The organism is Planomonospora algeriensis (assembly GCF_977012225.1).
This window is the reverse complement of sequence record NZ_CDRNDK010000056.1, coordinates 1-23883: the sequence shown is the minus strand read 5'-3', so window position 1 is coordinate 23883 and position 23883 is coordinate 1. Positions and strand designations below refer to the sequence as shown.

General features: G+C 72.3%; 25 protein-coding genes and 2 pseudogenes. 16 read left to right on the top strand and 11 right to left on the bottom strand.

All coding sequences use genetic code 11. The features are described from left to right. Nucleotides 1-906 (bottom strand): DMT family transporter (locus ACWJ6R_RS09245; protein ID WP_449061800.1); only part of this gene is annotated, 906 nt, incomplete at its 3' end. A gap of 198 nt (nt 907-1104) precedes the next feature. Here ACWJ6R_RS09245 and ACWJ6R_RS09240 point away from each other — a divergent pair. After that, nucleotides 1105-1464 (top strand): barstar family protein, encoded by a 360-nt coding sequence (locus tag ACWJ6R_RS09240; protein WP_449061799.1) that lies wholly within the window; start codon nt 1105-1107, stop codon nt 1462-1464. Here ACWJ6R_RS09240 and ACWJ6R_RS09235 read toward each other — a convergent pair. Further along, nucleotides 1374-1715: an SWIM zinc finger family protein gene (locus tag ACWJ6R_RS09235; RefSeq protein ID WP_449061798.1), complete on the bottom strand. Its 342-nt coding sequence runs from the start codon at nt 1713-1715 to the stop codon at nt 1374-1376. The genes ACWJ6R_RS09240 and ACWJ6R_RS09235 overlap by 91 nt on opposite strands. A gap of 186 nt (nt 1716-1901) precedes the next feature. On the opposite strand from ACWJ6R_RS09235, the gene ACWJ6R_RS09230 reads away from it, so the two are divergent. Both ACWJ6R_RS09230 and ACWJ6R_RS09225 read left to right on the top strand, forming a co-directional pair. Then, complete coding sequence (locus tag ACWJ6R_RS09230) at nt 1902-4070, top strand: sensor histidine kinase (protein ID WP_449061797.1); 2169 nt, start codon at nt 1902-1904, stop codon at nt 4068-4070. Between the two features lie 49 nt (nt 4071-4119). Continuing rightward, nucleotides 4120-4473 carry a DUF742 domain-containing protein gene (locus ACWJ6R_RS09225; protein ID WP_449061796.1) on the top strand — a complete coding sequence of 118 codons (354 nt, stop codon included), beginning with the start codon at nt 4120-4122 and terminating at the stop codon, nt 4471-4473. 126 nt (nt 4474-4599) lie between these two features. Here the strand turns inward: ACWJ6R_RS09225 and ACWJ6R_RS09220 are convergent, their stop codons facing one another. After that, nucleotides 4600-5103, bottom strand: a complete 504-nt coding sequence (locus ACWJ6R_RS09220) for a GNAT family N-acetyltransferase (RefSeq protein WP_449061795.1) — start codon at nt 5101-5103, stop codon at nt 4600-4602. 95 nt (nt 5104-5198) lie between these two features. On the opposite strand from ACWJ6R_RS09220, the pseudogene ACWJ6R_RS09215 reads away from it, so the two are divergent. From ACWJ6R_RS09215 to ACWJ6R_RS09205, 3 genes and pseudogenes are all read left to right on the top strand, one after another. Continuing rightward, nucleotides 5199-7400 (top strand): annotated as a pseudogene (locus tag ACWJ6R_RS09215) (right-handed parallel beta-helix repeat-containing protein); the annotation flags it as partial. A gap of 77 nt (nt 7401-7477) precedes the next feature. After that, on the top strand, nt 7478-7765 hold the full coding sequence (locus tag ACWJ6R_RS09210; protein ID WP_449061803.1) for a hypothetical protein: 288 nt from the start codon (nt 7478-7480) through the stop codon (nt 7763-7765). A 198-nt stretch (nt 7766-7963) separates the two neighbouring features. Beyond that, the gene (locus ACWJ6R_RS09205; protein WP_449061794.1) at nt 7964-8596 is read left to right on the top strand and encodes a GNAT family N-acetyltransferase; all 633 of its coding nucleotides are present in this window, start codon (nt 7964-7966) and stop codon (nt 8594-8596) included. Between the two features lie 79 nt (nt 8597-8675). Here ACWJ6R_RS09205 and ACWJ6R_RS09200 read toward each other — a convergent pair whose 3' ends face one another. From ACWJ6R_RS09200 to ACWJ6R_RS09185, 4 genes are all read right to left on the bottom strand, one after another. Beyond that, a complete protein-coding gene (locus ACWJ6R_RS09200) occupies nt 8676-9248 on the bottom strand; it encodes a putative glycolipid-binding domain-containing protein (protein ID WP_449061793.1) in 573 nt (190 codons plus the stop codon). Between the two features lie 124 nt (nt 9249-9372). After that, entirely contained in the window at nt 9373-10248 is an 876-nt protein-coding gene (locus ACWJ6R_RS09195; RefSeq protein WP_449061792.1) for a CPBP family intramembrane glutamic endopeptidase, read from the bottom strand. 139 nt (nt 10249-10387) lie between these two features. Continuing rightward, nucleotides 10388-11503, bottom strand: a complete 1116-nt coding sequence (locus ACWJ6R_RS09190; protein WP_449061791.1) for a glycoside hydrolase family 16 protein — start codon at nt 11501-11503, stop codon at nt 10388-10390. Between the two features lie 284 nt (nt 11504-11787). Continuing rightward, entirely contained in the window at nt 11788-12333 is a 546-nt protein-coding gene (locus tag ACWJ6R_RS09185; RefSeq protein WP_449061790.1) for a PadR family transcriptional regulator, read from the bottom strand. 79 nt (nt 12334-12412) lie between these two features. Between ACWJ6R_RS09185 and ACWJ6R_RS09180 the strand changes: the two genes are divergently transcribed. Beyond that, the gene (locus tag ACWJ6R_RS09180) at nt 12413-13594 is read left to right on the top strand and encodes an FAD-dependent oxidoreductase (RefSeq protein WP_449061789.1); all 1182 of its coding nucleotides are present in this window, start codon (nt 12413-12415) and stop codon (nt 13592-13594) included. A 122-nt stretch (nt 13595-13716) separates the two neighbouring features. On the opposite strand, the gene ACWJ6R_RS09175 is transcribed toward ACWJ6R_RS09180, so the two are convergent. After that, nucleotides 13717-14574 (bottom strand): pentapeptide repeat-containing protein, encoded by an 858-nt coding sequence (locus ACWJ6R_RS09175; RefSeq protein WP_449061788.1) that lies wholly within the window; start codon nt 14572-14574, stop codon nt 13717-13719. Nucleotides 14575-15007: 433 nt separating this feature from the next. Between ACWJ6R_RS09175 and ACWJ6R_RS09170 the strand changes: the two genes are divergently transcribed. From ACWJ6R_RS09170 to ACWJ6R_RS09150, 5 genes and pseudogenes are all read left to right on the top strand, one after another. Further along, the gene (locus tag ACWJ6R_RS09170) at nt 15008-15340 is read left to right on the top strand and encodes a hypothetical protein (protein WP_449061787.1); all 333 of its coding nucleotides are present in this window, start codon (nt 15008-15010) and stop codon (nt 15338-15340) included. A 518-nt stretch (nt 15341-15858) separates the two neighbouring features. Beyond that, nucleotides 15859-16101 carry a hypothetical protein gene (locus ACWJ6R_RS09165; protein ID WP_449061786.1) on the top strand — a complete coding sequence of 81 codons (243 nt, stop codon included), beginning with the start codon at nt 15859-15861 and terminating at the stop codon, nt 16099-16101. Beyond that, nucleotides 16077-16457 (top strand): annotated as a pseudogene (locus ACWJ6R_RS09160) (histidine kinase dimerization/phosphoacceptor domain-containing protein); the annotation flags it as partial. The gene ACWJ6R_RS09165 and the pseudogene ACWJ6R_RS09160, both read left to right, overlap by 25 nt. A gap of 232 nt (nt 16458-16689) precedes the next feature. Further along, nucleotides 16690-16947 (top strand): sensor histidine kinase, encoded by a 258-nt coding sequence (locus ACWJ6R_RS09155; protein ID WP_449061802.1) that lies wholly within the window; start codon nt 16690-16692, stop codon nt 16945-16947. Further along, a complete protein-coding gene (locus ACWJ6R_RS09150) occupies nt 16944-17600 on the top strand; it encodes a response regulator (protein WP_449061801.1) in 657 nt (218 codons plus the stop codon). Before ACWJ6R_RS09155 ends, ACWJ6R_RS09150 begins: the two co-directional genes overlap by 4 nt. Before the next feature lie 59 nt (nt 17601-17659). Here ACWJ6R_RS09150 and ACWJ6R_RS09145 read toward each other — a convergent pair whose 3' ends face one another. Then, nucleotides 17660-18310 carry a DUF2306 domain-containing protein gene (locus tag ACWJ6R_RS09145; protein WP_449061785.1) on the bottom strand — a complete coding sequence of 217 codons (651 nt, stop codon included), beginning with the start codon at nt 18308-18310 and terminating at the stop codon, nt 17660-17662. A 192-nt stretch (nt 18311-18502) separates the two neighbouring features. On the opposite strand from ACWJ6R_RS09145, the gene ACWJ6R_RS09140 reads away from it, so the two are divergent. Next, nucleotides 18503-19489 (top strand): NAD(P)-dependent alcohol dehydrogenase, encoded by a 987-nt coding sequence (locus ACWJ6R_RS09140; protein ID WP_449061784.1) that lies wholly within the window; start codon nt 18503-18505, stop codon nt 19487-19489. An 88-nt stretch (nt 19490-19577) separates the two neighbouring features. Here the strand turns inward: ACWJ6R_RS09140 and ACWJ6R_RS09135 are convergent, their stop codons facing one another. Continuing rightward, nucleotides 19578-20456, bottom strand: coding sequence for an SDR family NAD(P)-dependent oxidoreductase (locus ACWJ6R_RS09135; protein ID WP_449061783.1), 879 nt, complete (start codon nt 20454-20456; stop codon nt 19578-19580). 291 nt (nt 20457-20747) lie between these two features. Next, entirely contained in the window at nt 20748-21332 is a 585-nt protein-coding gene (locus tag ACWJ6R_RS09130) for a TetR/AcrR family transcriptional regulator (RefSeq protein WP_449061782.1), read from the bottom strand. Nucleotides 21333-21671: 339 nt separating this feature from the next. On the opposite strand from ACWJ6R_RS09130, the gene ACWJ6R_RS09125 reads away from it, so the two are divergent. The 3 genes from ACWJ6R_RS09125 (at nt 21672) to ACWJ6R_RS09115 (ending at nt 23771) form a co-directional block, all read left to right on the top strand. Next, entirely contained in the window at nt 21672-21989 is a 318-nt protein-coding gene (locus ACWJ6R_RS09125) for a hypothetical protein (protein ID WP_196450263.1), read from the top strand. A gap of 88 nt (nt 21990-22077) precedes the next feature. Then, nucleotides 22078-22995, top strand: coding sequence for a DUF6891 domain-containing protein (locus ACWJ6R_RS09120; protein ID WP_449061781.1), 918 nt, complete (start codon nt 22078-22080; stop codon nt 22993-22995). Between the two features lie 233 nt (nt 22996-23228). Further along, nucleotides 23229-23771 carry a DUF7144 family membrane protein gene (locus ACWJ6R_RS09115; protein ID WP_449061780.1) on the top strand — a complete coding sequence of 181 codons (543 nt, stop codon included), beginning with the start codon at nt 23229-23231 and terminating at the stop codon, nt 23769-23771. The last annotated feature ends 112 nt before the right edge of the window (nt 23772-23883 follow it).

Genomic DNA, 23883 nt, shown 5'->3' with positions numbered 1-23883 from the left:
GCGTTCGGGGAGCGCGGCGGCGACCAGGCCGGTCCCGAGCAGCAGCAGCCCGGCGGCCGAGACCGGGGTGAGCCGCTCGCCGAGGACCGCGACGCCGAGCAGGGCTGCGACGGCGGGCTCGGCGAGGGCCAGGGTGGCCGCGGTCGCCACCGGGGTGGTGCGCAGGCCCCTGCCGTACAGGATGTAGGCCAGGGCGGTGGTGGCGCAGCCGAGATAGAGCGCCGCGAGCAGGCCGCTCGGCTCGGCCAGCCAGCCGGCGCCCGTCCAGAGCAGGACCGGGAGCATGACCAGGCCCGCCCCGCCGAAGAGCGCGCCCATGACGGCGTCCGAGGAGGCGCCGGACCTGATCACCCGGGCCGCGGCCACCGCGTAGAACGCGTAGAGCAGCCCGCCGAGGAGCGCGAGCAGGACCCCGTCCGCGCGGACCTGGCCTCCCCCGCCGGTGAGTACGGCGCAGCCCGCGACCGCCGCCGCGGTCGCCCCGGCCCAGCGCCGGGTGGGGGGAACCCTGTCCAGCGCCCAGGAGAGCAGGCCGGTGAAGACCGGTCCGCTGCCGATGGCCACCACGGTGCCGACGGCCACACCGGTCCGGCTGATCGCGGCGAAGTAGCAGAGCTGGTAGGCGGCCACCCCCAGCGCGGCGGCCAGGAGCAGACCCCCGCGCGAGACGGTCCTGGCTCCGGTCGCGGCGACGACCCGGGTGACGGACGCGGTGACGGACGCGGTGACGGACGCGGTGACGGACGCGGTGACGGCTCGGGTGACGGTCGCGGTGACGGCCAGCACCAGGCCGCCCACCACCAGGCGGGCGGCCGCCACGGAGATCGGGTCCACCCCGGCGACGAGCAGTCCGGCGGTCCCCGCGGTGCCCCAGAGCACGGCGGCGCCGAGAACGGCGAGTTTCATGGAAGGATTGTAAGACAACCAGACAATCTAGGTCCGCCTATTCGAGACCCGGCCGAACGCGCCCGGTCTCCTGCCGTTTCCTCCGAGTACGAGCGGGTAGCTTCCCCGCGTGGGATTCCGGGGCACCGGCACCACGACGCTCCCGCCGGCGACCTCGTCACCGGTCCTTCGTCATCGACACCCGCGGAGGTGACCTCGTTGTCCAGGGGAACGTTCGAGGAAGGCGCCGAGGCCGCCTTCCGGCAGAGGATCGGCACCGCCACGCCGCACCGGCTGGACGGCTCGGAGATCACCACCTCGGCCGAGGCCATGACGGCCATCGCCGAGGCGCTGTCGTTCCCCGACACCTTCGGCAACAACCTCGACGCGCTGTACGACTGCCTGACCGACCTGTCCTGGCTGCCGCCCGGCGAGCACGCGCTCGTCTGGGCGAAGACCGCGGTCCTGCGGGACGCCGACCGCCCCGCCTACGACGCGATCCGGACCGCGCTCTCGGAGGCCGTGACCGACGACACGCCGGAGAAGGCCTTCCTCTCCGTCTTCCTCCTGACCGACTGAGCCGTCGCCGCGCAGTGGGCGCAGAACGCGCCCTCCCGGCCCTCGCGGCACGTGCAGGACCACCGCAGGACCCCGTCGGCCACCTGGAAGTCCACGCACGCGGCGGAGTCGTCCACCTCGGCGGTCACGCGCAGCGGGCCGAACCTGACCAGCTGCACCGCTCCCGACCGCTCGAGCTCGTCACCCCTGGCCAGCACGGCCTGCGCCGCCCCGGACAGCTGCGCTCCGGTCAGTTCCGACATCCCCGTCATGGGTGCCTCCCCTAATCCTCAGGAAAGACGTGCCCGAAGTGCCCGGGGTTCCGCATTACCTCAAGGACACAGAACTTTTCCGCTCACGGTCCCCGTGCAAGGGGATAGCGCGTCCCTGGCCGTGCGTGCTCCGCGTTGCTACAGTTTCGCCACTGTTAACCGCGCATATCCACAATGCGAGGTATTGTGACCCGCCGCACGTACTCGATCAAGACCAAGATCTTCACTCTGCTCCTGGTCCCCCTCGTCTCCCTCGTGACGATCTGGGGTTTTGCGGCGGCGATCACCCTGCGGAGCGGCCAGGAGCTTCTCGTCGTCCGCACGGTCCACGAACACGTGACCATCCCTACCCGCGCCTTCGCCACCGCCCTCCAGCACGAGCGGCTGCTGTCCCTGACCTTCCTGGGCGACCCCGCGGCCTCACGTTCCGCGCTGGACGCCCAGCGGTCCAGGACCAACGCGGCGCGTGAGGAGCTCGACCGGGTGTCCGCGGAGGGCCGGGCGGACATCCCCGACCCTCTGTGGGAGCGGATCGTCCGGCTGCTGACCGCGGCGGACCGGCTCACCGAGGCCCGCAGCGGGGTGGACACCCGCTCCGCCGGTCGGCTGCAGACCCTCGACGCCTACAGCGACGTCGTCCAGCGGGCCTTCGATGTCTACGAGAAGCTCCGGATCTCGGCCGACATCGACCTGATCGACCAGGTGCGGGCCGCCACCGTGGTCGGGCGGAGCCGCGAGATGCTGAGCCGGCAGGCCGCGATCGTCTCCGGGGTCGTCTCCGCCCGCGCCATCGACGCGCAGGAGCGCGCGCGGTTCGCCGAACTGACCACCGGCCGCAGGCTGCTCTACTCCATCGGCGTCAAGCAGCTCGACGAGGAGTTCCAGGCCTCCTACGCACGCCTGACGGCCTCGCCGGCCTACGCCGCCTTCGAACACGTCGAGGACGCCTTCACCACCGCGGCCCGGCCCGAAGCCTCCTGGGCGACGGCCGCCGTCGCCCTCTCCGACACCCTCGACCGGCTCGCCGGCGACATCAGCCAGCGCATCGCCGACCGCGCCCAGCCGCTGGCCGCCGGGACCCTGATCCAGATCGGCGTCGCCGGCGGGCTCGGCCTCGTCGCGGTCGCGGCCTCCATCTTCGTCTCGGTGCGCTTCGGCCGCCGGATCGGCTCCGAGCTCGTCGGCCTCCAGCAGGCGGCCCTCGACCTGGCGAACCGGCGCCTGCCCGATGTGGTCGCGCGGCTGCGCAGGGGCGAGGACGTCTGCCCGGTCTCCGAGTCCCCCTCGCTGAACCACGGCACCACCACCGAGATCGTGAGCGTCGGCGAGGCGTTCTCCTCGGTGCAGCGGACGGCCGTCGAGGCCGCCGTCGGCCAGGCCGAGATGCGCAAGGGCGTGGGCAAGGTCTTCGTCAACCTGGCCAGGCGCAGCCAGTCGCTCCTGCACCGGCAGCTCGCCATGCTGGAGACGATGGAGGGGCGGGCCACCGACCCGGAGACCCTGGAGAACCTGTTCGCCCTGGACCACCTGACCACCCGCATGCGGCGGCACTCCGAAGGACTGATCATCCTGTCCGGCTCGGTGCCCGGCCGCGGCTGGCGGACCCCGGTCGCGATCTACGACGTGGTCCGCGCCGCCGTCGAGGAGGTCGAGGACTACCGCCGGGTCACGGTCGAGGTGCCGCACGGCCCGGCGCTCGCCGGCACGGTCGTCACCGACGTCGTCCACCTGATCGCCGAGCTGGTGGAGAACGCCGCCATCTTCTCGCCTCCGAACACCCCGGTGCTCGTGCAGGGCGAGCCGGCCGCCCGGGGCTACGCGATCGAGGTCGAGGACCGCGGCCTCGGGATGAGCCCGGAGGAGATGGCACAGTTCAACGAGCGCCTGGCGCATCCGCCGGAGTTCGACCTGGCCGACAGCGACCGGCTCGGCCTGTTCGTCGTCGGCAGGCTCGCCGCCCGCCACGGCATCCGCGTCTCTTTGCGCCCGTCGCCGTTCGGCGGCACCACCGCGATCGTGCTCATCCCCGACGAGCTGGTCGCCGAGACCCCGGAGCCGCCCGCCGACCGGCCGGTCCAAGCGGTCCAGGCGGTCCAGGCGGTACGGGCGGTCCAGGCGGTCGGCGAGCGGACCGGCCGGAGCGAGCCGGTCCAGGCCGGGCGGACCGAACAGACCGAGCGGACCGAACCGGTCCAGACCGGGCGGACCGCCACCGCGGGAAGCGGCCTGCCCAAGCGTGTCCGGCGCACCGCACCCGGGCAGGCTCCTCCGCGGCAGGCCGTACCCGGCGCGCGCCGCAGCGGTCACGGCAGCCGGACGGCGACGAGTCGCCTCCCGCGCCGAGCCGCGTCCTGACGTCGTTCCGCGAGGGATGGCGCCGTGCCGAGCAGGAGGGTGATGAGAAATGACGGAGCGCTGGCTCGACCAGGACGCCGGACCGATCATCCGCCCCTACACGGTCACCAGGGGGCGGACCCGGCCGACCGGTGCCCGGTTCGACCTGATCGCCACGGTCTCGGCGGTCGGATCCGCGGCCCCCGACCTCTCGCCGGAGCACCGCAGGGTCCTGGCCGCCTGCCGGCGGCCGATCTCGGTGGCCGAACTGGCGTCCGGAACCGGCCTGGCCGTCGGCGTCGTCGGCGTCCTCCTGGGAGACCTGCGCGACGCCGGGCTGGTGACCGTACGGACGTCATCGGGTGGGGCGGCGCCCCGGGTGGACCTCCTCCGCGACGTCCTGGCCGGGCTGAAGACCCTCTGACCCGCTCGCGGATCCGCGACGGCCGGTCCCGCGACTCGCACCCCTCGGCGCGGTCCACGGCTCTCATCCCCGACTCGGTCCGCGACCCTCACCCCACGGCCCAGCCCACGGCTCGACCCGCGACCCTCACCCCACGGCCCGGTCCGTGGCCAGACGGGCGTGCCGCTCCACATCGTGGCGCTCGTCCCCGTACTTGAGCTTGGCCCGCTCGATCCCCTCCGCCGCGAACCCCGCTCTGACCGCCACCGCGCACGAGGCGAGGTTGTCCACCCGGTGCCCCAGTTCGAGCCGGAACAGCCCCCGCTCGCGGAACGCCCACTCGGCCAGCCCCGCCGCCGCGGCCGCCGCGACGCCCCGGCCCCGCGCGTGCGGCGATGTCCAGTACGAGACCCACCCGGTATCGTGCGAGTCGATGTTACTCACCGCGACGTTCCCCACGACCTCGCCGTTCACCGTGACGGCGAAGGCGTGCGCGTCGTCCCTGAAGCCCCAGAAGGCCATCCACTCCAGTGCGGCCTCAGGCGTGTCGATCGGCCTGGCCGCCTGCCGGATCATGTCGGAAGAGGAGAAGGCCGCGAGCACCGCGGGGACGTCACCGGGGTGCCAGCCCCGCAGCCTCACGTCGATCATCCGACGGCCATCCGATCATTAACAGAACAGAAGTGATCAGTGTTTCAAACCAACTTATTTGTGGTTTCGATGTACATAGCCGCACAGATATCTGTATGAAGGTCTGCATGACACTTCGTTATGGAAGAGTGACAACGGGCCTGCTTGCCGTATTCGCAGGTGCGCTGCTCTCGACCGCGGCGGGCCCCGTCACGGCGGCGGCCGCGTTCCAGGCGGAGATCCCCTCCTCTCCGGCACCGGCGAACGCCCTGTACGTGTCGGCGAACACCGGAGACGACGCGAACCCCGGCACCGTCCAGAGACCGCTCCGTACTGCCGCCGCGGCCGTACGGCGGGCGACGGGCGGCACGATGACGACGATCGTGCTGCGCGGCGGCGAGTACCGCGAGTCCCTCGGCGGGATCTTCAAACCGGTCACACTCCAGCCGTATCCCGGCGAAGAGGTCTGGTTCAAGGGCAGCACGGTGATCCCCGGGACGCGGTTCGTCCCCGACGGATCCGCCTGGCGGCTCGACGGCTGGAACCCCGACATCTGCCGTCCGGGCCCCGACGGCAAGGCGTGCGTCAACCCTCCGGACATCACCCAGGGCAACCCGCTCGGCGGCGACCCGGCGATGGTCTTCGCCGACGGCAGGCCGCTCCAGCAGGTGGCCTCACGGGCCCAGGTACGGGCCGGCACCTTCCACTGGGACGGCACGCGCGGCACCCTCGTCGTCGGGACCGACCCCCGCGTCCACCGGACCGAGGTCTCCCATCTGCGCTACGCGGTGCAGTTCCACAGGGGCTCCGAGAACTCCGTGCTCCGCGGGCTGGGCTTCGCCCAGTACGCCACCAGCCAGGACTACCGCAAGCAGCCCGCGGTGATCATCGCCCAGGCCGCCGGGATCGTGCTCGACGGCAACACCGTCACGCACAACGCCGCCGCGGGCATCGCCGCCCACGCGTCCGGTCTCCGCCTCACCGGCAACCACGTCACCTGGAACGGCTTCAACGGGGTGCTCTCCCACAAGGCCAGGAACCTGATCATGAGCGGGAACAGGTTCGTCGGCAACAACCAGGAGCGGATCGGCCTGGAGTCGTCGGCCAGCCTGGCCGGCGCGGGCGTGAAGGCCACCTTCCTGGAGAACGCCGTCATCAAGGACAACGTCTTCGAGGGCAACCAGGGCACCGGCTTCTGGTGCGACCTGTCCTGCGACGACGTGACCATGGTCCGCAACCTGGTCAAGGGGAACACCAAGCACGGCCTCTACTACGAGGTCTCCGCCCGGGGCCTGGTCGCGTCGAACATGCTGACCGGCAACGGCCAGTACGGCCTCAAGATCAGCGGCTCCAACCACGTCCGCGTCTACAACAACACCCTCGCGGACAACGCCCAGTCCATCCTCGTGGCGGAGGACCCGAGGCCCCACCTCGACCGGTGCAACGCGGACAACTGCCCCAGTCAGGAGGCCCGCGCCAAGGGGATCACCTGGGACACCGCCGACGTGACCCTGATGAACAACATCTTCGCGGGCCGCTCCACCAAGACCCCGCTGATCGACACCGTGGACGCCAACAGCGCGTCCTCGGGCAAGCGGGTGGGCGCCGGCAAGATGATCGGCACCGGTCAGATGGACAACAACGGCTACCTGCGCTCCGCCTCGGACGGCTCCGGCGTGCTGGTGAAGTGGGCCCAGGCCTCCGGCGGCGACGTCGCCTACACCAGCCTGGCCAAGTTCCGGGAGACGGGGCGGGAGGCCAACGGCCGCTACCTCGACGGCGGGACCGCCGCCTCCGCCGCGAAGAACGGCCTCCAGACCACCGCGGAGAGCCTCGCCGACAGCCCCGCCGAGAGCGGCGGACGCCCGCTGCCGGCGGACGTGGCCGCCGCGATCGGGGTGCGGGCCGGGGTCCCGGTCGCGCTGGCGCCTGCGGTGGCCGGACGGAACGGGGGGCGACGTCCCGCTGCCCCCCGCTCCCACGACCGGCTCCACGCCCACGGCCACGCCGAAGCCCACGGCCACCGGTGCGCGACCTCGTCGCCTCAGCCCACCCCGAGCGCCACCGCCACCTCCCCGCGGCCGACGACGTCCCCGACGGCCGTTCCGACGGTGGTTCCGACTGTGGCTCCCACGGCCTCCTCGGGGCTCACCAGGCCGGTCCACTACCTGCGCCACCCCGTCAAGGGGCACACCCTGATGACGCTGAACGGCGCGGAGGCCGACCGCGCGGTGCGGGACTACGGCTACGAGCTCCACGGCGTCGGGTTCCTGGCCGCGGCGAGCCCCTCCTCAGGGGCCGTGCCGGTCTACCGTCTCCTCCGCCGTCGACGGGCGACCGCCTCTTCGTCCGCAGCACGACCGAGCGCGACAACGCGGTCTCCCGGTCCGGTTACGTGCTCGAAGGCGTCGCCTTCTACGCGGCTCCGGCCGCCGGGCCGGGGACGGTCCGGGTGTACCGGCTGCTCAAGGGCTCCTCGCACTACTACGCGGTCGGCGACGCGGCGCGGGGCGCGGCCGTGGCCGCCGGCTGGCGCTACGAGCACGTGGCCTTCCACGTCCGCCCGGCCTCCGGCTCCTCAGGCACCGGTTCCACGGGCACCGGCTCCTCAGGCACCGGTTCCACGGGCACCGGTTCCTCCGGCTCGGCTGACGCACCGGGCCAGTTGTCCGGACAGGACTGACGGACATCCGGTTCTCCTCCCTCGGCGCCGCGGCGGATTCTCTGCGACGCCGAGGGAGTCCTGCATCCTCACGGGAGCCCGCCGTACCAGGGATCCGCGGTCACGCCGGGAAAGAAAGCAGGGGAATCCGGGCCGAAATCAGCTCCACCCCTTTTCAGATCTTGTGAGAGCGCTCCCACAGCCCCCATCATGGATGCCATGACGACTGTCCGGCCGTACCGTCCCGATGACCGCGCCGCGCTCTACGACATCTGCGTGCGCACCGCCCACGAGGGCGGCGACTCCCGGCACATCTACCCCGACCTTGAGCTGATGCCGAGCATCTTCGCAGCTCCTTACGCCGAGCTGGAGCCGGACCTGGCCTTCGTCCTCGACGACGGGCAGCGCGCGGTCGGCTACGTCCTGGGCACCGCCGACACCCCCGCCTTCGTCGAGGCCTACCGGGAGTCCTGGCTGCCCCGCATGAGAGAGCGCTTCCCCGCCTTGGACGGGCCGGCGGCCACGCCGAGCGAGGTGATGATCGATCTCATGTACCGCCCGGAGCGCATGATCGTGCCCGAACTGGCCGGCTACCCGGCGCACCTCCACATCGACCTGCTCCCGGACCACCAGCGCAAGGGCCACGGACGCGCGCTCATGAACGCCTTCCTCGACGCGCTGCACCGCAAGGGCGTCGAGCACGTCCACCTCGGCATGGTCACCGCCAACACCGCGGCCCGCGCCTTCTACGACCGGATCGGCTTCCACGAGATCCCGGTCACCGACGCGGGCCCGCTCACCTACCTCGGCCGGCGAACGGACCGGACGGCGGCGCCCGGCGCGGGAGCGTGATCGACGCGCCCTGAGACGGGCGGCGGACGGGTCGGCGGACCGCCGGCCTCGCCGTACCCGGAGGCGGGCGGCGGACGGGTCAGCGGACCGCCAGCCTCGCCAGGCCCGGGTAGTCGGTGACGATGCCGTCGTCGTCGCAGACGAGGTCGGCGCTGAAGCCCTCGCTCTCGTAGCGCACGGAGTCCGGGCCGAGGTGCGTGTAGCTCTGCGGGTGGTGGACCACGTGCAACTGGGGCACCTGGACCAGGGCCATCACGAAGCCCATCCGCCCCTGGCTCCGCAGCAGGCCGTGGCGGAGCACCGGCATCGTGTTGGTCAGCGGGGACAGGGCGAGGTCGCAGTCGAGCGCGTCGTTGAGGCCCGCCATGTCCCCGCCGGGCTCCGGGCCTTCGAGCTCACCCTCGCACTTGGTCTCGCACGACCAGATGCCGTCGGTGCCGCGCCGCAGATCCAGCGCGCGCGCCCAGCCGGCGCCATGCGCCCGCACGGTCAGCAGCTCGGTCACGTACTCCGCCGAGGTGCGCAGGGAGTACTCCAGGCGGTAGGGCACGGGATCCGTCCCGATCGCCACTCCGACCGCCGTCAGCCCCGACGAGAGGTCCACCTCGGCGTACTCGGCCCCCTCGTCCTTCATCCACACGAGCCCCCGCATCGCGCTCTCCTTCCCGCAGAACCCTCCAGCTCCTCCGTGCCCCGGAGAACCGAGGTGAACCACGCGCCGAAGAAGGCCGTGCGGGTCGCCCATCACACGGCGGAAGACCGCGCGGGCCGCCCGGTCACACGGCGGAACCGGCCAGCGGCCGCTCCTCGACCGGCGCCGGGGCGGCCGGGGCGACGAGGGTCGCGGAGACCGCGGGCCTCGCCCGCCAGGCCAAGGGCGTACGGCGGTGCCGCCGGCGCAGGGTGAGCACGGCGGCGGCGGTCAGGACCGCGGCCAGGCAGACCAGGTTGACGGCGTAGAGCCCCTCACCGGGGGTGATCAGCCGCTCGTTCAGCATGTCGTACCCGGCGTGGAAGCCGACGGCGAGCCAGAGCTCCCCGGTGGCGATCCGGCAGGCGACGAGCATGAACCCGAACGCCGTCGCCTGCACCACGTAGAGCAGCTTCTCCTGGAGGGAGACGGATCCGCTCTGGGAGAGGATGTGCAGGGCGCCGAAGAGGACGGAGGTCACCGCGATCGTCACCCACGGCGGCAGCGACTCGCTGAGGTGCCGGAACAGATAGCCCCGGAACCACAGCTCCTCCGGTACGGCCTGCACCAGCAGGGCCGCCGGCACGATGACCGTGAGCCAGGCCGGGACGCTCGCCAGGGAGGCGTCCGGGTCCCAGTCGGCGGCGCCGAGCGCGACGCAGGCGGCGTTCGCCGCGCAGACCGCGGCGGCTCCCGCGACCGCTCCGAGCGACGCCTTGGCGATCGACCGGCGGGAGACGGCCAGCCCGAGCTCGGTCCAGGACCGGTCCTCGACGACGCGCTGCACGCACCAGGTCAGGCCGATCGCGCAGGCGGTCACCCCGGCTCCGGCCGCCAGGTAGAAGGCGTCCGCCGACATGCCGGGGATCAGTGAGACGAACAGGACGGTGAAGACGGACGCGAAGAGGCCCGCCACGGTCAGGGCGGACCGCCAGACGGGTTCGAGACGATCGGAGCGCATGCGCCAAAACTAGGAACGGCGGCCTCGCGGACGCATGAGGCGTGGACATTCCGCACCGTGGCTTGGAGCATGTCTGGCCTCGTCCATACCGTCCCGTGGTCCGCCTTGGTGATCCCCTGACGCACGGCCCGGCCGGCCGTCACCCGCCCATCCGCACGTAGTCCACGGTCATGGTGCTGTCCAGGTCCGTCGCCGGACGGCCCGCCTGCGAACCGACCGCGATGTTCAGGATGACCTCGGCGGGCGAGCCGGACGGCACGCGGTACGGCAGGACCCGCACGAGCCTGCCGTCGATGCGGAACCACACCCGGCCGGACGGGCCCGTGGTCCATCTGACCTCGTACACGTGCCAGCGGGTGGCGTCGACGCCGTACGCCCCTCCGGCGCCGGAACCGGCACCGGAGGTGTGGACGTGGTACTCCGGATCCCAGGCGGCCCCGTTGAGGCCGTTCTCCATCAGGTCGATCTCACCGTAGTGCGGCGTCTTCGCCTCCGGCGTGCCGAGCAGCCAGATCGCCGGCCACGCGCCGGCCTGCCGCCGTGACAGCTTCGCCCTGACCCGCAGGGTCCCGCCCGCCCGGCTGGCCCTGGAGACGAGCCGCGCCGAGGTGTACCTCCGCGACACCCCGTCCGCGCCGACGTACTTCTCGCGCCGGGCGTTGATCACGAGGTGGCCGGCGCCGTCCAGCCGCGCGTTGCGGCCACCGGCGGTGTAGCACTGCTTCTCGGCCCCGTGTCCCCACATGCATCCCGTGAGCTGCTTCCACTTCGACGCCGAGGGCGCGCTCCCGGCGGGACCGGTGAACTCGTCCCGGAAGGAGCGGGTCCCCGCGGCCGGAGCGCCCTCGCCCCCCGTGGCCTCCGCCCCGGGCCCCTGTCCCGTCGCGTTCCCGGGCGTCCCCGTCCCAGGCGCCTGACCCATGACGTCACCGAACATCCCCGCTCCGAGCGGCGTTCCCGCCACCTCTCCCGGTGTCCCCACCACGGACGGCACGCCCACCGCCCCTCCCGGCGTCTCCACCCCTCCCGGCATCTTCACCCCGGGCGGCGTCCCCACCCCCGGCGGCGTGCCCGTCGCGCTCCCCGCCGCTTCCGGCAGGGGCAGCACGCCCGCTCCGCCTCCGGGCATTCCCGGCCAGGGTGGATCGTCCAGCCCGGCTCCGGCCTCCACCGGCGCCCCCGCCCCCAGGAGCAGAGCGGCCACCGCGGTGACCGCGGTCCGCCTCCCCGTCCTCGTCAGCCCGCCGACCGTCATCGAACGCGCTCCCGGCGGGGCGCCTCGGGCCGCCGGCAGCCGGGCAACGCGTCGGGCCGCCTCCGCGGCGGGCGGTGCGGGCGAAGCCGCACGTTCTTCTCCGGTACCTGTTCCCCGCCCACGGCGTCCCCATCTGCAGCGCTGTCACCGACAGGAGCAGTTATGTCGCCAGTCGTCACCACACAAACACCAAGAGTGACCAAGTCCGGACATCGACGGAAACAGATGGATCATCCGGAGGTCGGAGAGACGCCCCGGGGACCCCGGGACCCGGGGACCCGGTCCTACAACAGCTCGTAGTCCCAGGCGAGCCGGCCCTCACGGAGGTCGGCGACGAGGCCCCGGACGTAGTCCAGCTCGGCCGCGACCGCGACCCGCCGATACTCGGACTCCACGAGGAAGAGGCGGGGCAGGAACTCCGCCCCTTCGGCCAGGTCGGCGTCCAGCGCCGACAGCCGCCCCTCCAGCGAGGCCACCCGCTCCTCCAGCGCCGCCCGGACCTCGTCGGGCCGGAGCACCGGCAGGAAGGCGAGCGCCGCCGGGAACTCGGGGAACTCGCGGGCGGGAGCGGAGAGCATCGTCCTCATCCAGTGCCGCAGCGTCTCCCGGCCCGCGCCGGTGAGCTCGTAGACGGTCCGTTCCGGGCGGTTCTCCTCGCGCAGGGTCTCCCGGACCGCGATCAGTCCGTCACGGAGCAGCCGGTCGATGGTCTGGTAGACGCTGTTGCGCTGCGCGACGTTGACCACGTCGTCCTTGTGCCGCTCCTTGATCAGCTGCTGCATCCGATAGGCGTGCATCGGCTCCTCGGCGATCAGGGAGAGCAACGCCATCGCGAGAGGAGACCGTCGTGAGGACATGGCGCCATCGTAGAACCGGCCGAATACTAGTCATTTTATGTATAGTTATCTCATGACTAAGAGAGCTATGATCATCGGCGGGGGGATCGCCGGCCCGGTGACGGCCATGGCCCTGCAGCGGGCCGGCATCGACAGCGACGTCTACGAGGCGTACGGCCGCGGCGCCGACGGCGTCGGGGCCTTCCTCACCCTCGCGGCCAACGGACTGGAGACCCTGCGCCTGCTCGATCTGCACGACCTCGTCTGCGACCTGGGCATGGACACGCCGCGGATGGAGATGCGCAACGGACGCGGCAGGCTCCTGGCCTCCCTCCGGCAGCCCGGACGGACGCTGAAGCGCACCGACCTCTACCGGGCCCTGCGCGACGAGGCCGTACGGCGCGGCGTGCGCGTCCACTACGGCAAGCGCCTCACCGACGCCGAGACCACCGCGGACGGGGTGCGCGCGGTCTTCGCCGACGGGAGCACGGCCGAGGGCGACCTGCTCGTCGGCGCCGACGGGCTGCGCTCGCGCACCCGCACGCTGATCGACCCCGGAGCGCCGCGCGCCCGGCACGTCGGCCTGCTGAACACCGGCGGTTTCGCACGGGGTGTCACGGTGCCGGGCCGGCCCGGGACGAACCACTTCGTCTTCGGCCGGAGGTGCTTCTTCGGCTACCTGGTCCACCCCGACGGCGAGGTGTGGTGGTTCGCCAACCCGCCGAGCCGCCGGGAGCCGACCCCGGAGGAGCTGGCCGCGATCACCCCGGCGCAGTGGCGCGCCCGGCTGGTGGAGCTGTTCCGGGACGACACCGGGCCGATGCTCGACATCATCGGCGCGACCGAGCACATCCTGCCCGGCTGGAACACCTACGACTTCCCGACCGTGCCCAAGTGGTCCGGCGGACGCATGGTCATCATCGGCGACGCCGCGCACGCCACCTCGCCCTCCTCCGGCCAGGGCGCGTCCATGGCGATCGAAGACGCGGTGGTGCTGGCCAGGTGCCTGCGCGACGTCCCCGGCACCCGCGACGCGTTCACGGCCTTCGAGCGGCTGCGGCGGGCGCGGGTGGAGCGGGTCGTGGCGCAGGGCAGGCGCAACGGGAGCGGCAAGGCTCCCGGCGCCTTCGGCGCCCTCTTCCGCGACCTCGCCCTGCCCGTGTTCCTCCGGCAGGCGGACAGGAGGAACAGCCTGGGCTGGATGCACGACCACCGGATCTCCTGGGACGACCGGGTGACCGCGACCTCCGGCTGAACCCGCCGCACCTTCCGGCCTCGCCGTACCTCCGGCCGAACCCGCTGAACCGGCCGAACCGGCCGGCCCGCCGTACCTCCGGCCCCGCCGGGGAGGTTCTCAGCGCCCGGACGGGCGTCGTCTCACCAGTGGGCGGGACGGGTGAGCGACGGCGGGATCCTCGTGGCGGCGTCGCCCCTCGCCGCGTCGAGCTGCGCCTGGACGAGGAAGACGCTCCCGGTGAGGTCGGCGCCCCGCAGGTCGGCGCCCCGCAGGTCCGCCCCGATGAGATCGGCCGTCCGCAGGTCGGCGCCCCGCAGGTCCGCCCCGATCAGGTAGGCCCCCCTCAGGTCGGCGCCTCTCAGGTCGGCGCCCTTCAGCTTCGCCCCGATGAGGTCCGCGCCCCGCCGGTCCTTCCTCCGGCCCCCGATCCCGGCCCGCGCGAGTTCGCTCGCGCGCAGCAGCAGGGCGTTGACCTGCCGCCACTGCGCCGCCGCGTCCAGCTTCAGGAGGGAGGCCGGATCGCCCTGGGTGAGGCTCTCGATCTCGTCGAACGCTGCACGGAGCTCGGCGTGGAGCGGACGGGCCGGCTCCAGCGTCAGCGCCTCGGCCAGGTACCGGAGCAGTTCGTGGAGGTGCCGCATGACGGGGAAGACCTCGAACATCTGCTTCGCGGTCCCGGGATTCCGCCGCCAGTCCCGCCCTCCGAAGGTGACCTGGGAGACCTTCTGCCCCGCACCGAAGCAGTCGTAGACGGTGCAGCCCGTGAAACCCTCGGGCCTCAACCGGTCGTGGATGCCGCAGCGGAAGTCCTGGCGCAGGTTCGGGCAGGCCTGCCCGGCGGGCTTGTCGATCGCGAAGTCCGCCGAGGCGGCGAAGGCGGGCACGACGCAGCACAGGCCGAAGCAGCTCCCGCAGTCGGCTCGCAGTGCGGAGCCGTCTCCGCCCGCGGCGGGTTCCGGGTGTTCCGGATGTTCGCGCGCCTCGGAGGTCGCAGACATCCCGGGCATCTCAGAGGACAACGTACGTGGTCTCCTGTCGTGTCGCGCACCACTCCGGACAGGGGCGGCGTCCCCCGACCGGCCCCGCGCAGCCGACCGGCCGCGCGCCCCGCTGAAAGGTACCGTCTCCGCTCCCGTAACCGCGCGCGCCGGGTCCGGGACTCGGCGGACGCCGGGTCCTCGGGGACCCGCACCCGTGCCCGCGCGGCGCCGGGACTCCGCAGGCCCCTGCCCGGACGGGATCGGGAACCCGCGTACGGTCCCGGACCCCGGTCCGTCACCGAAGAGCCCAGCAGGAAACCCGGTTCATCACCGATTCAAAGAAAGGCTCGAAAACCCCCATATATGAAGCATGGCATGATGACACCGTTTTCGATCCGAGAATCCGGACATAAGGGACATGTCGCAATGTCAACGTACCGAGGAGGGACGAATGATATTCAAGCGACTCGCCGGCACGTTCACGGCGGCCGCCATCGCGAGTGGCGGCTTCGTGGCACTCGGCACCGCCGCCGCGACCCCGGCACAGGCCGACAAGGTATGCGCCTACAAGGTGCGCAACGTCCCCAGCGGCACCTACCTCAACGTCCACCGGAAGCCGAGCAAGAGCTCCAAGGTGGTCGACCGGATCGATCCGCGCTATGCCGTCCTGGGCCAGTGCAAGCTCGCCACCACGAACTGGCGCGCGGTTCAGGGACATAAAACGATCACCACGGGCTACGTCCACAAGCGCTACCTGAAGAAGGTTCTGAAGATCACCCGATAGATCACCCCTTCGACAGGTGGTCACGTGTCGTGGGGCCGAGCGGCTCCACGACACGGCCGTTCTTCCCCGCACCGACGGCCCGCTCTCCGGACGGAAGAGCCACTGGGGCATTCATTCCGCACCCTCCGGCGCATTCCTCGTCCGGCCGTGACCCGTTCTCCATTCTCATTTCTCCATACGCGGAAAATATCGTTACATTGATTCCCGGCCACCCGGGCGGACTCGTCACAGGCGATTCACAAAGGCCGTGGAACCGGTGTCTCCAGCGCGATCGCCACGCTCTCCGCAGCGGACCCGCCTCGACCGTCCACCTCGTCAAACCGTTCCCAACGGGACCACAGCGGAACCCCATGGCAGGACCATGTCCGAGTCCGGCGGACGCGCGACCGTACCGGTGGAACGCACATCTCGTCCTTCAGGCCGGTCCGGAGCGGCACGGGCTCTCGTACGATGACGGGGTGTTCGCCACTCTTCGTTCCTTATGGGACGAACCCCGTCCTCCCGGCTCTCCCCCGCGGGTGTGGCGCGACTGGGTGCTCGTGGGGGTGCTCGTCCCGACCGCCGTGCTCGAAGGCTTCCTGCGGCCGGACCTTCCGTGGCGGGTCGTCTCGGTGGCGATCGCCGTCGGACTGGCGCCCACGCTGCTGTGGCGCCGGACCCGGCCGCTGCTCATGATCGTGATCTGCTTCGCCGTCACGGGCCTGACCCCGCTGCTGATGGGCGAGCCCCCTCGGAGATGTACACGATGGCGTACCAGCTGATCCTGCCGTACGCGCTGTTCCGGTGGGGATCGGGACGCGAGGCCGCGATCGGCCTCGCGATCATGGTCGTCTCGGCCGCCCTCTCCACGCTCACCGGCCGCACCGCCGGCGCCGACGTGATCGGCGCGTTCACCGCCCTGTCCGCGACCGTCGCCCTGGGCGGCGCGCTCCGGTACCGGGCCCGGGAGAGAGCGCGCGAGCTCGACCAGATCAAGCTGCTCGAACGCGAGCAGCTGGCCCGCGACCTGCACGACACCGTCGCCCACCACGTCTCGGCGATGGCGGTGCGCGCCCAGGCGGGCCTCGCCGTCGCCGAGACGCGGCCCGACGCCGCGACCGAGGCGCTCCGCGTGATCGAGGCGGAGGCGGCGCGCGCGCTCGACGAGATGCACGCCCTGGTCCGCGTCCTCCGCCGGGACCGGCCGGACGAGCCGATGGACCTGGCACCCGGCCGGCGCGTCGCCGACATCGAACGGCTCGCGGGCCGCAACCGCTCCGGCCCGTCCGTCGACGTGGACATCTCCGGCGACCTCGGCGACCTCCCCCCCGTCGGTCGAGGCAGCCCTCTACCGCCTCGCCCAGGAATCGATCACCAACGCCGTACGACACGCCCGCCACGCCACCCGCGTCGAGGTCCGCGTCACCGCCGACGACACCTCGGTGCGCCTGCGCGTGAGCGACGACGGCGACGGCGGTTCCGTCCGCCCGGCCTCGTCACCCGGATACGGGATCATCGGCATGATCGAGCGCGCCCACCTGCTCCGCGGCACCTGCGTGGCCGGGCCGGGCCCCGAGCGGGGCTGGACCGTGAGCGCCGTGCTGCCCCGGACCGGAGCGGCGACGTGAGCATCCGGGTGGTCGTCGCCGACGACCAGGAGATCGTCCGCACCGGGCTCACGATGATCCTCGACGCCCAGCCGGACATCGAGGTCGTCGGCGAGGCCGCCGACGGGCGGCGCGCCGTCGAACTGGCGCGGCGGCTCCGTCCCGACGTGTGCCTGTTCGACATCCGCATGCCCGGCCTCGACGGCATCGCCGCCACCCGCGCCCTCGCCGGACCCGACGTCGCCGACCCCCTCGCCGTCGTCGTCATCACCACGTTCGACCTCGACGAGTACGTCTACGCGGCGCTGAGGGCCGGTGCCCGGGGCTTCCTGCTCAAGAACGCCGGCGCGGCCCTGCTCTCCCAGGCGGTCCACGCCGCCGCCGGCGGCGAGGCGCTCATCGCCCCGAGCGTCACCGCGCGCCTGCTCGGGACCTTCGCCCGCACCGGGTCCGGATCGGCCCCGGTGCAGCCCATCGAGGCGCTCACCGGCCGCGAGGAGCAGATCCTCGCCGCCGTGGCGCGCGGGCGGACCAACAATGAGATCGCCGACGAGCTCTACATCTCCCTCAGCACCGTCAAATCCCACATCGCCAGCCTGATGGCCAAGCTCGGCGCCCGCAACCGCGTCGAGATCGCCATCTGGGCCTACGAGACCGGCCGCGTCCGGCACTGAGCCGCTGAGCCGGACAGACCGACCGGGTCACCGGCCGCCGGACGGTCCCCTCGGCCGTGTCAGGCGCTGAGCCGCACGGCCCGGGCCGCCGGCCGCCTGCGGACGGCCCACTCGGCCACCGCGAGGTTGATCACCCAGCCGGCCGCCATGAGCAGCGCGGTGGCGACCTCGCCGGGCGCCCCGAAGACCAGGACCCAGGGCAGGTGGGTCAGCACCTGCGTGCCCGCGCCCAGGCCGATCGCGTAACCCCGGATCATCCAGGCGCGGTGCCGTACGACGTCCCGCCGCCGGATCGCGGCGAAGCCGAGGACGATGGCCAGGGCCATGGCCGTGCCGAACACGAGCCGGATACCGGAAAGGAGATCGCTGCCGCCGGCGGGATAGGGATAGAAGACCGTCATCCACAGCCCCGTGAGCGCCGCGACGAGCCCGGCCGGGACCAGGACCCGCCCGGCGGCGCGGTGCCAGCCGGGCCTCCGGCGGCGGAATCCGGGGGCGAACTGGAAGGCCCCGAGAACGCTGTAGACGCTGACGCTGACGATGTGCAGCACCACGGGCAGGGGCACCGCGAAGAACCGCGCGTTCTCCGGCGTGATCTCCGCTCCGCCGGTCAGCTCGGTCAAGCGGACGGCTCCCGCGACCACGGGCACGGCGCTGAGCAGGATCAGCATGGCGGGCACGAACCGGCCTGTCGGCCTCTCATCGGTCATGACCCGATCGTGGCCGCCGGCGCGGTGGCGGATCATCACCGGAACGGCCTGCTCCGACCTGGCCGATCGTCCGCCGATCAGGCGTACTTTCGGCTGATGAGTCCCCTGCGCGGGATTTCTACGCTGGCCTCCACGGCTCGGGACGTGCCCGCCCCCGGCGGCACCCGGGCCCGCCGTGGAGGAGGGAATCCCATGAAGGCGTTCGTCCTGCGCTCGTACGGCTCACCCGACGCGCTGCAGCTCACCGAGATCGACAAGCCCGTGCCCGCCGCCGACGAGGTGCTGGTCCGGGTGCGCGCCACCTCCGTCCAGCCCTACGACTGGCACCTCATGAGAGGGGAGCCGTACCTCGCACGCCTGATGGGCGGCGGCCCCGGCCTGTTCGGGCCGAAGATCCGCATCCTGGGCGCCGACATCGCCGGGCAGGTCGAGGCGGTCGGCCGGGACGTGACGGAGTTCCGCCCCGGCGACGAGGTGTACGGCATGCCCAAGCAGGGCGGCTTCGGCGAGTACGCCTGCGTCCGCGCCGGAGAGCTGGTGCCGAAACCGAAGAACCTGTCGTTCGAGCAGGCGGCGGCGGTACCGCTGGCGGCCGGCACCGCCCTGCTGGGCCTGCGCGACGACGGACGGGTCCAGCCGGGGCAGAGCGTCCTCGTCAACGGGGCCTCGGGAGGCGTGGGCACGTTCGCCGTACAGCTCGCCAAGGCGTTCGGCGCGCGGGTCACCGCCGTCTGCGGCACCCGGAACGTGGAACTGGTCCGGTCGCTCGGCGCGGACGAGGTCGTCGACTACACCGCCGAGGACTTCACCCGGCGCGGGCGGCGCTACGACCTGCTGCTGGACTGCGTGGGAAGCCACCCGGCCTCGGCGTACCGGCGGGTGCTCGCCCCCAAGGGGGCCCTCGTCATCGTCGGCGGGCCGGGCGGCCGGTGGCTGCAGCCCATGGGCCGCATCATCTCGGCGCTCGCGGCCTCGCCGTTCACGTCCCAGCGGACGGTCCTGACGGACGTGGTCCGGTGCACGGAGAACAAGCGGAACCTGACGATGCTGGCCGAGCTCATCGAGGACGGGCGCCTCACCCCGGTCATCGACCGGAGCTACCCGTTCGAGGAGATCCCGGCGGCCGTCGCCTACCAGGAGCAGGGACGCGCCACGGGGAAGGTCGTCATCACGTTCTGAGACCCGGGACCCCCGCATGCACGACGGACCCGGCCGCGTCCCCACCGGAGGGACCGGCCCGCAGGCGCCGCCTCCCGCCCTCCGGAGATCAGGCGGGGACGAGCGGAGCCGACCGCCGGCTGAGCCGGAGAACGGCCTCGGCCGTCCGGGGGTCGGTGGCGGGGCGGAAGGGCATGACGGGGCGGGCATCGGGTCCGATGACCAGGCCGGTCCGCCCGTCCAGGGAGGCGTCGGCCGCGGCGAGGATCGACGACCGCGCGGCCGCCGACGCGGAACCCGACGTGGCGCGCTCGAAGGTACGGCGGACCAGCGGCCAGAGCAGCCGCAGTCCCGGCGAGACGATCCGGGGTGACCGCATGGTGCCGTCGGTCATCTCGGTCGCCGCACCGCCGGGGTCCGCGGCGAAGACCGAGATGCCCGTGTCTCGCAGCCGCTCCGCCAGATCCAGCGTGTAGGCGAGGTTGGCCAGCTTCGCCCGGCCGTACCAGTGGAAGCCGTAGTAGCCGCCCGGCGGCTCGACCGCGTCGAAGGAACGCTTGGCGGTCCGGACCGCGCCCGAGGTGACGTTCACGATCCGGCTCGGCCCTCCGGCCCGGAGCGGTTCCAGCAGCAGTTCGGTCAGCAGGTACGGGGAGAGGTGGTTGACGGCGAACGACGCCTCGATCCCGTCCACCGTCCGTTGCCGGTCCGCGAACATCGCCCCGACGTTGTTGACCAGGATGTGCAGCGGTCCCTCTCCGGCGAGCCGGGCGGCGAGCCCCCGGACCGCGTCGAGCGAGGCGAGGTCGGCCGCGACGAACCTCGCCCGCGGCCCGGTCGCCACCGCGCCGATCCGCTCGACCGCGCGAACACCCCGCTCGGCGTTCCGGCCGACCACGGTCACCGCGTGACCGCGCGCCGCCAGCCCCATCGCGGTCTCCAGCCCGATCCCCCCGGTCCCCGCCGTCACCACAGCCCGTCCGCCCATGATCCACCCCTCGTCGGTCGCCCATTACCGGATAGCCATCCGTTTCGTGATCCACACCGTAACACAAGTGGATGACTATCCGTTTAATGGAGGCGGGCGTACGGCGACGGCCCCCGGGCCGTGGGCTCCGAGCTGTGGATTCCGGACCGCCGGGTCTGTGGATTCCGGATCGCCGCGTCCGGACACGGGGCAGGACCGCCGGGTCCGGACGCGGCGGGAGCGAACCATCGAGTCCAGGCCCGAAGGCGGGACCGGACCGCCGGGTCCGGACCCGATGGGGGCGAACCGCCGTCAGCGCGGGGGGCGCAAGCCCTCCAGCAGGACGTCGAGGTAGGTCTCGGCGTGCACGGCGGCGTCACCGCCGGAGCGGACCGCGTGCCCGATGCCGCAGAGCAGACGGCGGACGTCGTCCGCCCCGATGTCGTACCGGATGGCACCCGCACGGCGGGCGCGGTCGAGCAGCTCCGCCAGCGCGCCGTCCAGATCGGCCCTCAGCGCCGAGGTCTGCGCATCGGCGCCGCCGGCGGATTCGAGCACCGACGCGAACCCGGCGTCGTCGAGCATGCGCCCGAGGGTGAACCGCAGCAGGCGGCGCAGACTCGCGGGAGCGTCCTCCTCGGCCCCGGCCGCCGCGGCCCGCGCCTCGTCGACGAGCTGCTGGAAACGTTCCGCCATCAGCGCTTCCAGCAGCGCGTGCCGGTTGGGGAAATGCCGGTACACGGTCCCGACGCCCACCCCCGCGAGCCGGGCGATGGTGTTCAGCATGAGCGAGTCGTCACCCATGGCCAGCTGCTCACGGGCGACCTGCAGCACCCGTGCGCGGTTGCGCGCGGCGTCCGCACGCAACGCCGTTCCCCGCTCCGCCCCGGATGTCACGGGCACAGCCTAACGGCCCGCCGGCCGGGCACCGCGAAACGCCGGGTCCACCCGTCCGCGGGCGCGACGCCGACCGGACAGGCGACACCGGTCCCGCCGAGACCGCGGCGGCCCGGACCGACCGGTTCCGGAGCACACCCTCCGGCTGATGGGCGACGGGCACGGACTGACGACGACAAACAGGCGCAGTCCAGATATGACGGGTGATATAGATTGATCGCCACGTGGAATGATCACGGCTCGCGCCCGCCCGACCCGCGTCCGCTGCGACCCGGCGACGTCATGTGTCACGTCGGCGGAAGAGAACGGCATGGCCATGGAGTTGGGGACCGACTGACGATGAGCCCGGAAGAGGATTTCAAGCAGGTCGGCGCCGAGCTGGCCGACCTGGGCGTGCGGATCTCCACGATGATGGGGAGGCCCGCGCTCAAAGATCAGGCCGGGAAGGTGTTCGCGAGCCTGCAGCGCGACGGCGCGATGGTGTTCAGGCTGGTCAGGGACACCCCCGAACACGCAGCCGCACTCCGACTGGCCGGGGCGTCCCTGTTCGACCCCTCGGGGCAGGGCCGGACGGTTAAGGACTGGGTGGTCGTGCCCCACTCCTCGGCCGGGGAATGGACGGATCTGGCCGAGGCCGCCCTCAGCCGCCCACGCTGACCGGCAGGCCGGGTCGACGGTGCGGCGGCGGGTGCCCGATAGGGCGGACCGAGGACGGACGACCGCGCCCTGTGCCAGGGTGGCCGACATGTTCGCAATCACCGTACGGACCGAGGACGGCCGCCGGTATGTCCGGGTGGACGCCGGAGGACTCACCGAGCTGATCGGCCGGCTGGGCGGCCGGAACGACAGGTTCCTGGTCGTCCAGCGGATTCCCGACCTGCCCGAGGTCTTCGTTCAGGTATGGCACGAGAACGGCGGCGACTATGTGCTGGAACACCGTGACGGAGCTCCCGACCGGCACTTCCAGGCGGTGCTCGACGATCCCGGACCGGTGATCGCGGCCATGACCCGCTGGGCGCGGCCGGAGGACGACTGGGACTCCGGGCTGGACTGGACCTCTTTGGACCTGGGTCCCTCCGAGCCCCCGCCTCCGCTCGAACTCGACGAGGACGAACGCGAGCGGCTCGACGCGCGCGTCCGCGAAGTGATCGTGGGCGGTTACGCGACGCGGGCGCAACTGGCCGAGCTCGCGCAGGAATACCTCGTTTCAGACGACCGCCACCCGGTCTCCCCCGAACAGGCGCGCCGGCTGGCGGACCGGATGTGGCTGGAGCGCGTCGAGGAGCAGGCCTCCTGGCAGGGGGAGACGGACCCGGAACGGCTCAGCCGGGCCTTCACCGCCCTGGAGGCCTCGGGCATCACCGCGAAGGAGCACTTCGCCTGCTGCCGCTCCTGCGGTCAGGCGGAGATCTGGTCGGCGGGTGCACCGGACGCCCGCGGCTACGTCTACTTCCACAGCCAGTGCACGGACTCGGCCGCGAGGGGGCACGGGCTGGCGCTCCTGTACGGCGGATTCGACGGCTCATCGGACACCACGGCGTCCATCGGCCGGGAGGTCGTGGCCGCGCTCGAGAGGACCGGTCTTCCGGTGGAGTGGAACGGCGATCCCTCGCAGAGCATCACCGTCACCCCCCTCGACTGGCGCAAACGCCTCGTCGGTTGAGGGAGCACATCCCTCCGGGAGTCGATCACCAAACCGGTGCCATACCTACTTTGTGCATCTTTAACAGGCCATATGGGGAGGTGGTCAGCGGGTCTCGGGTACGTGAGGGAGGGACAGGAGCGGTGACGGGCGTGCATCGGAGCCGCTCGGCCCGACGAATCCCCGGACAGCGCGCGGACGGCCGCCGGAGAGGCGCGCCGTCGGGAGCACCGGACCGCGCGGAGGGAGCCACCATGGAAGAACCCCGCTACGGACGCACGCAGCAGGTCTCCCGGGACCACCAGCAGGCCTCCCGGGACCACATCCCTGAGGCGGCGCCCCGGTCGCGCCAGGCGGACCGGGCGCAGACGACACTCTCCCGAGAGGAGCCCCGACCCACCGGCTGGGTCGGCTGGGTGATGTTCGCCGGCATCGGGATGATGCTCGTGGGCTGCTCCCAGGCGCTGATGGGCCTGGTCGGGATCTTCAACACGGACTTCTACCTCGTCACCTCGGACAAGCTGGCGATCCCGGTCAACTACACGACCTGGGGATGGACCCACCTGATCATGGGCGTGGTCATCGTCCTCGCCGGCGCCGCCGTCATGGCGGGCAGGACCTGGGGGCGGGTGGTCGGGATCCTCCTCGCCTCCCTCCAGGCGCTCGTCAACTTCGCCTGGCTCCCCGCCTACCCGTTCTGGTCGGTGATCGTCATCGCCTTCGACGTCCTCGTCATCTACGCTCTCGCCGTCCACGGCCGGGAGATGAAGGCCTTCGGCAGAGGCGACACCCCGTAGAACTCCCCCGCCTCTCCTGCGGTTCGCCTCCCGCGGTGGTTCCGGAGGCCCCACTCGCCTGGGTTCCGCAGCTAATCAGGGTTCTGGGCCACGGGTGAGGGTGTAGGTGCTG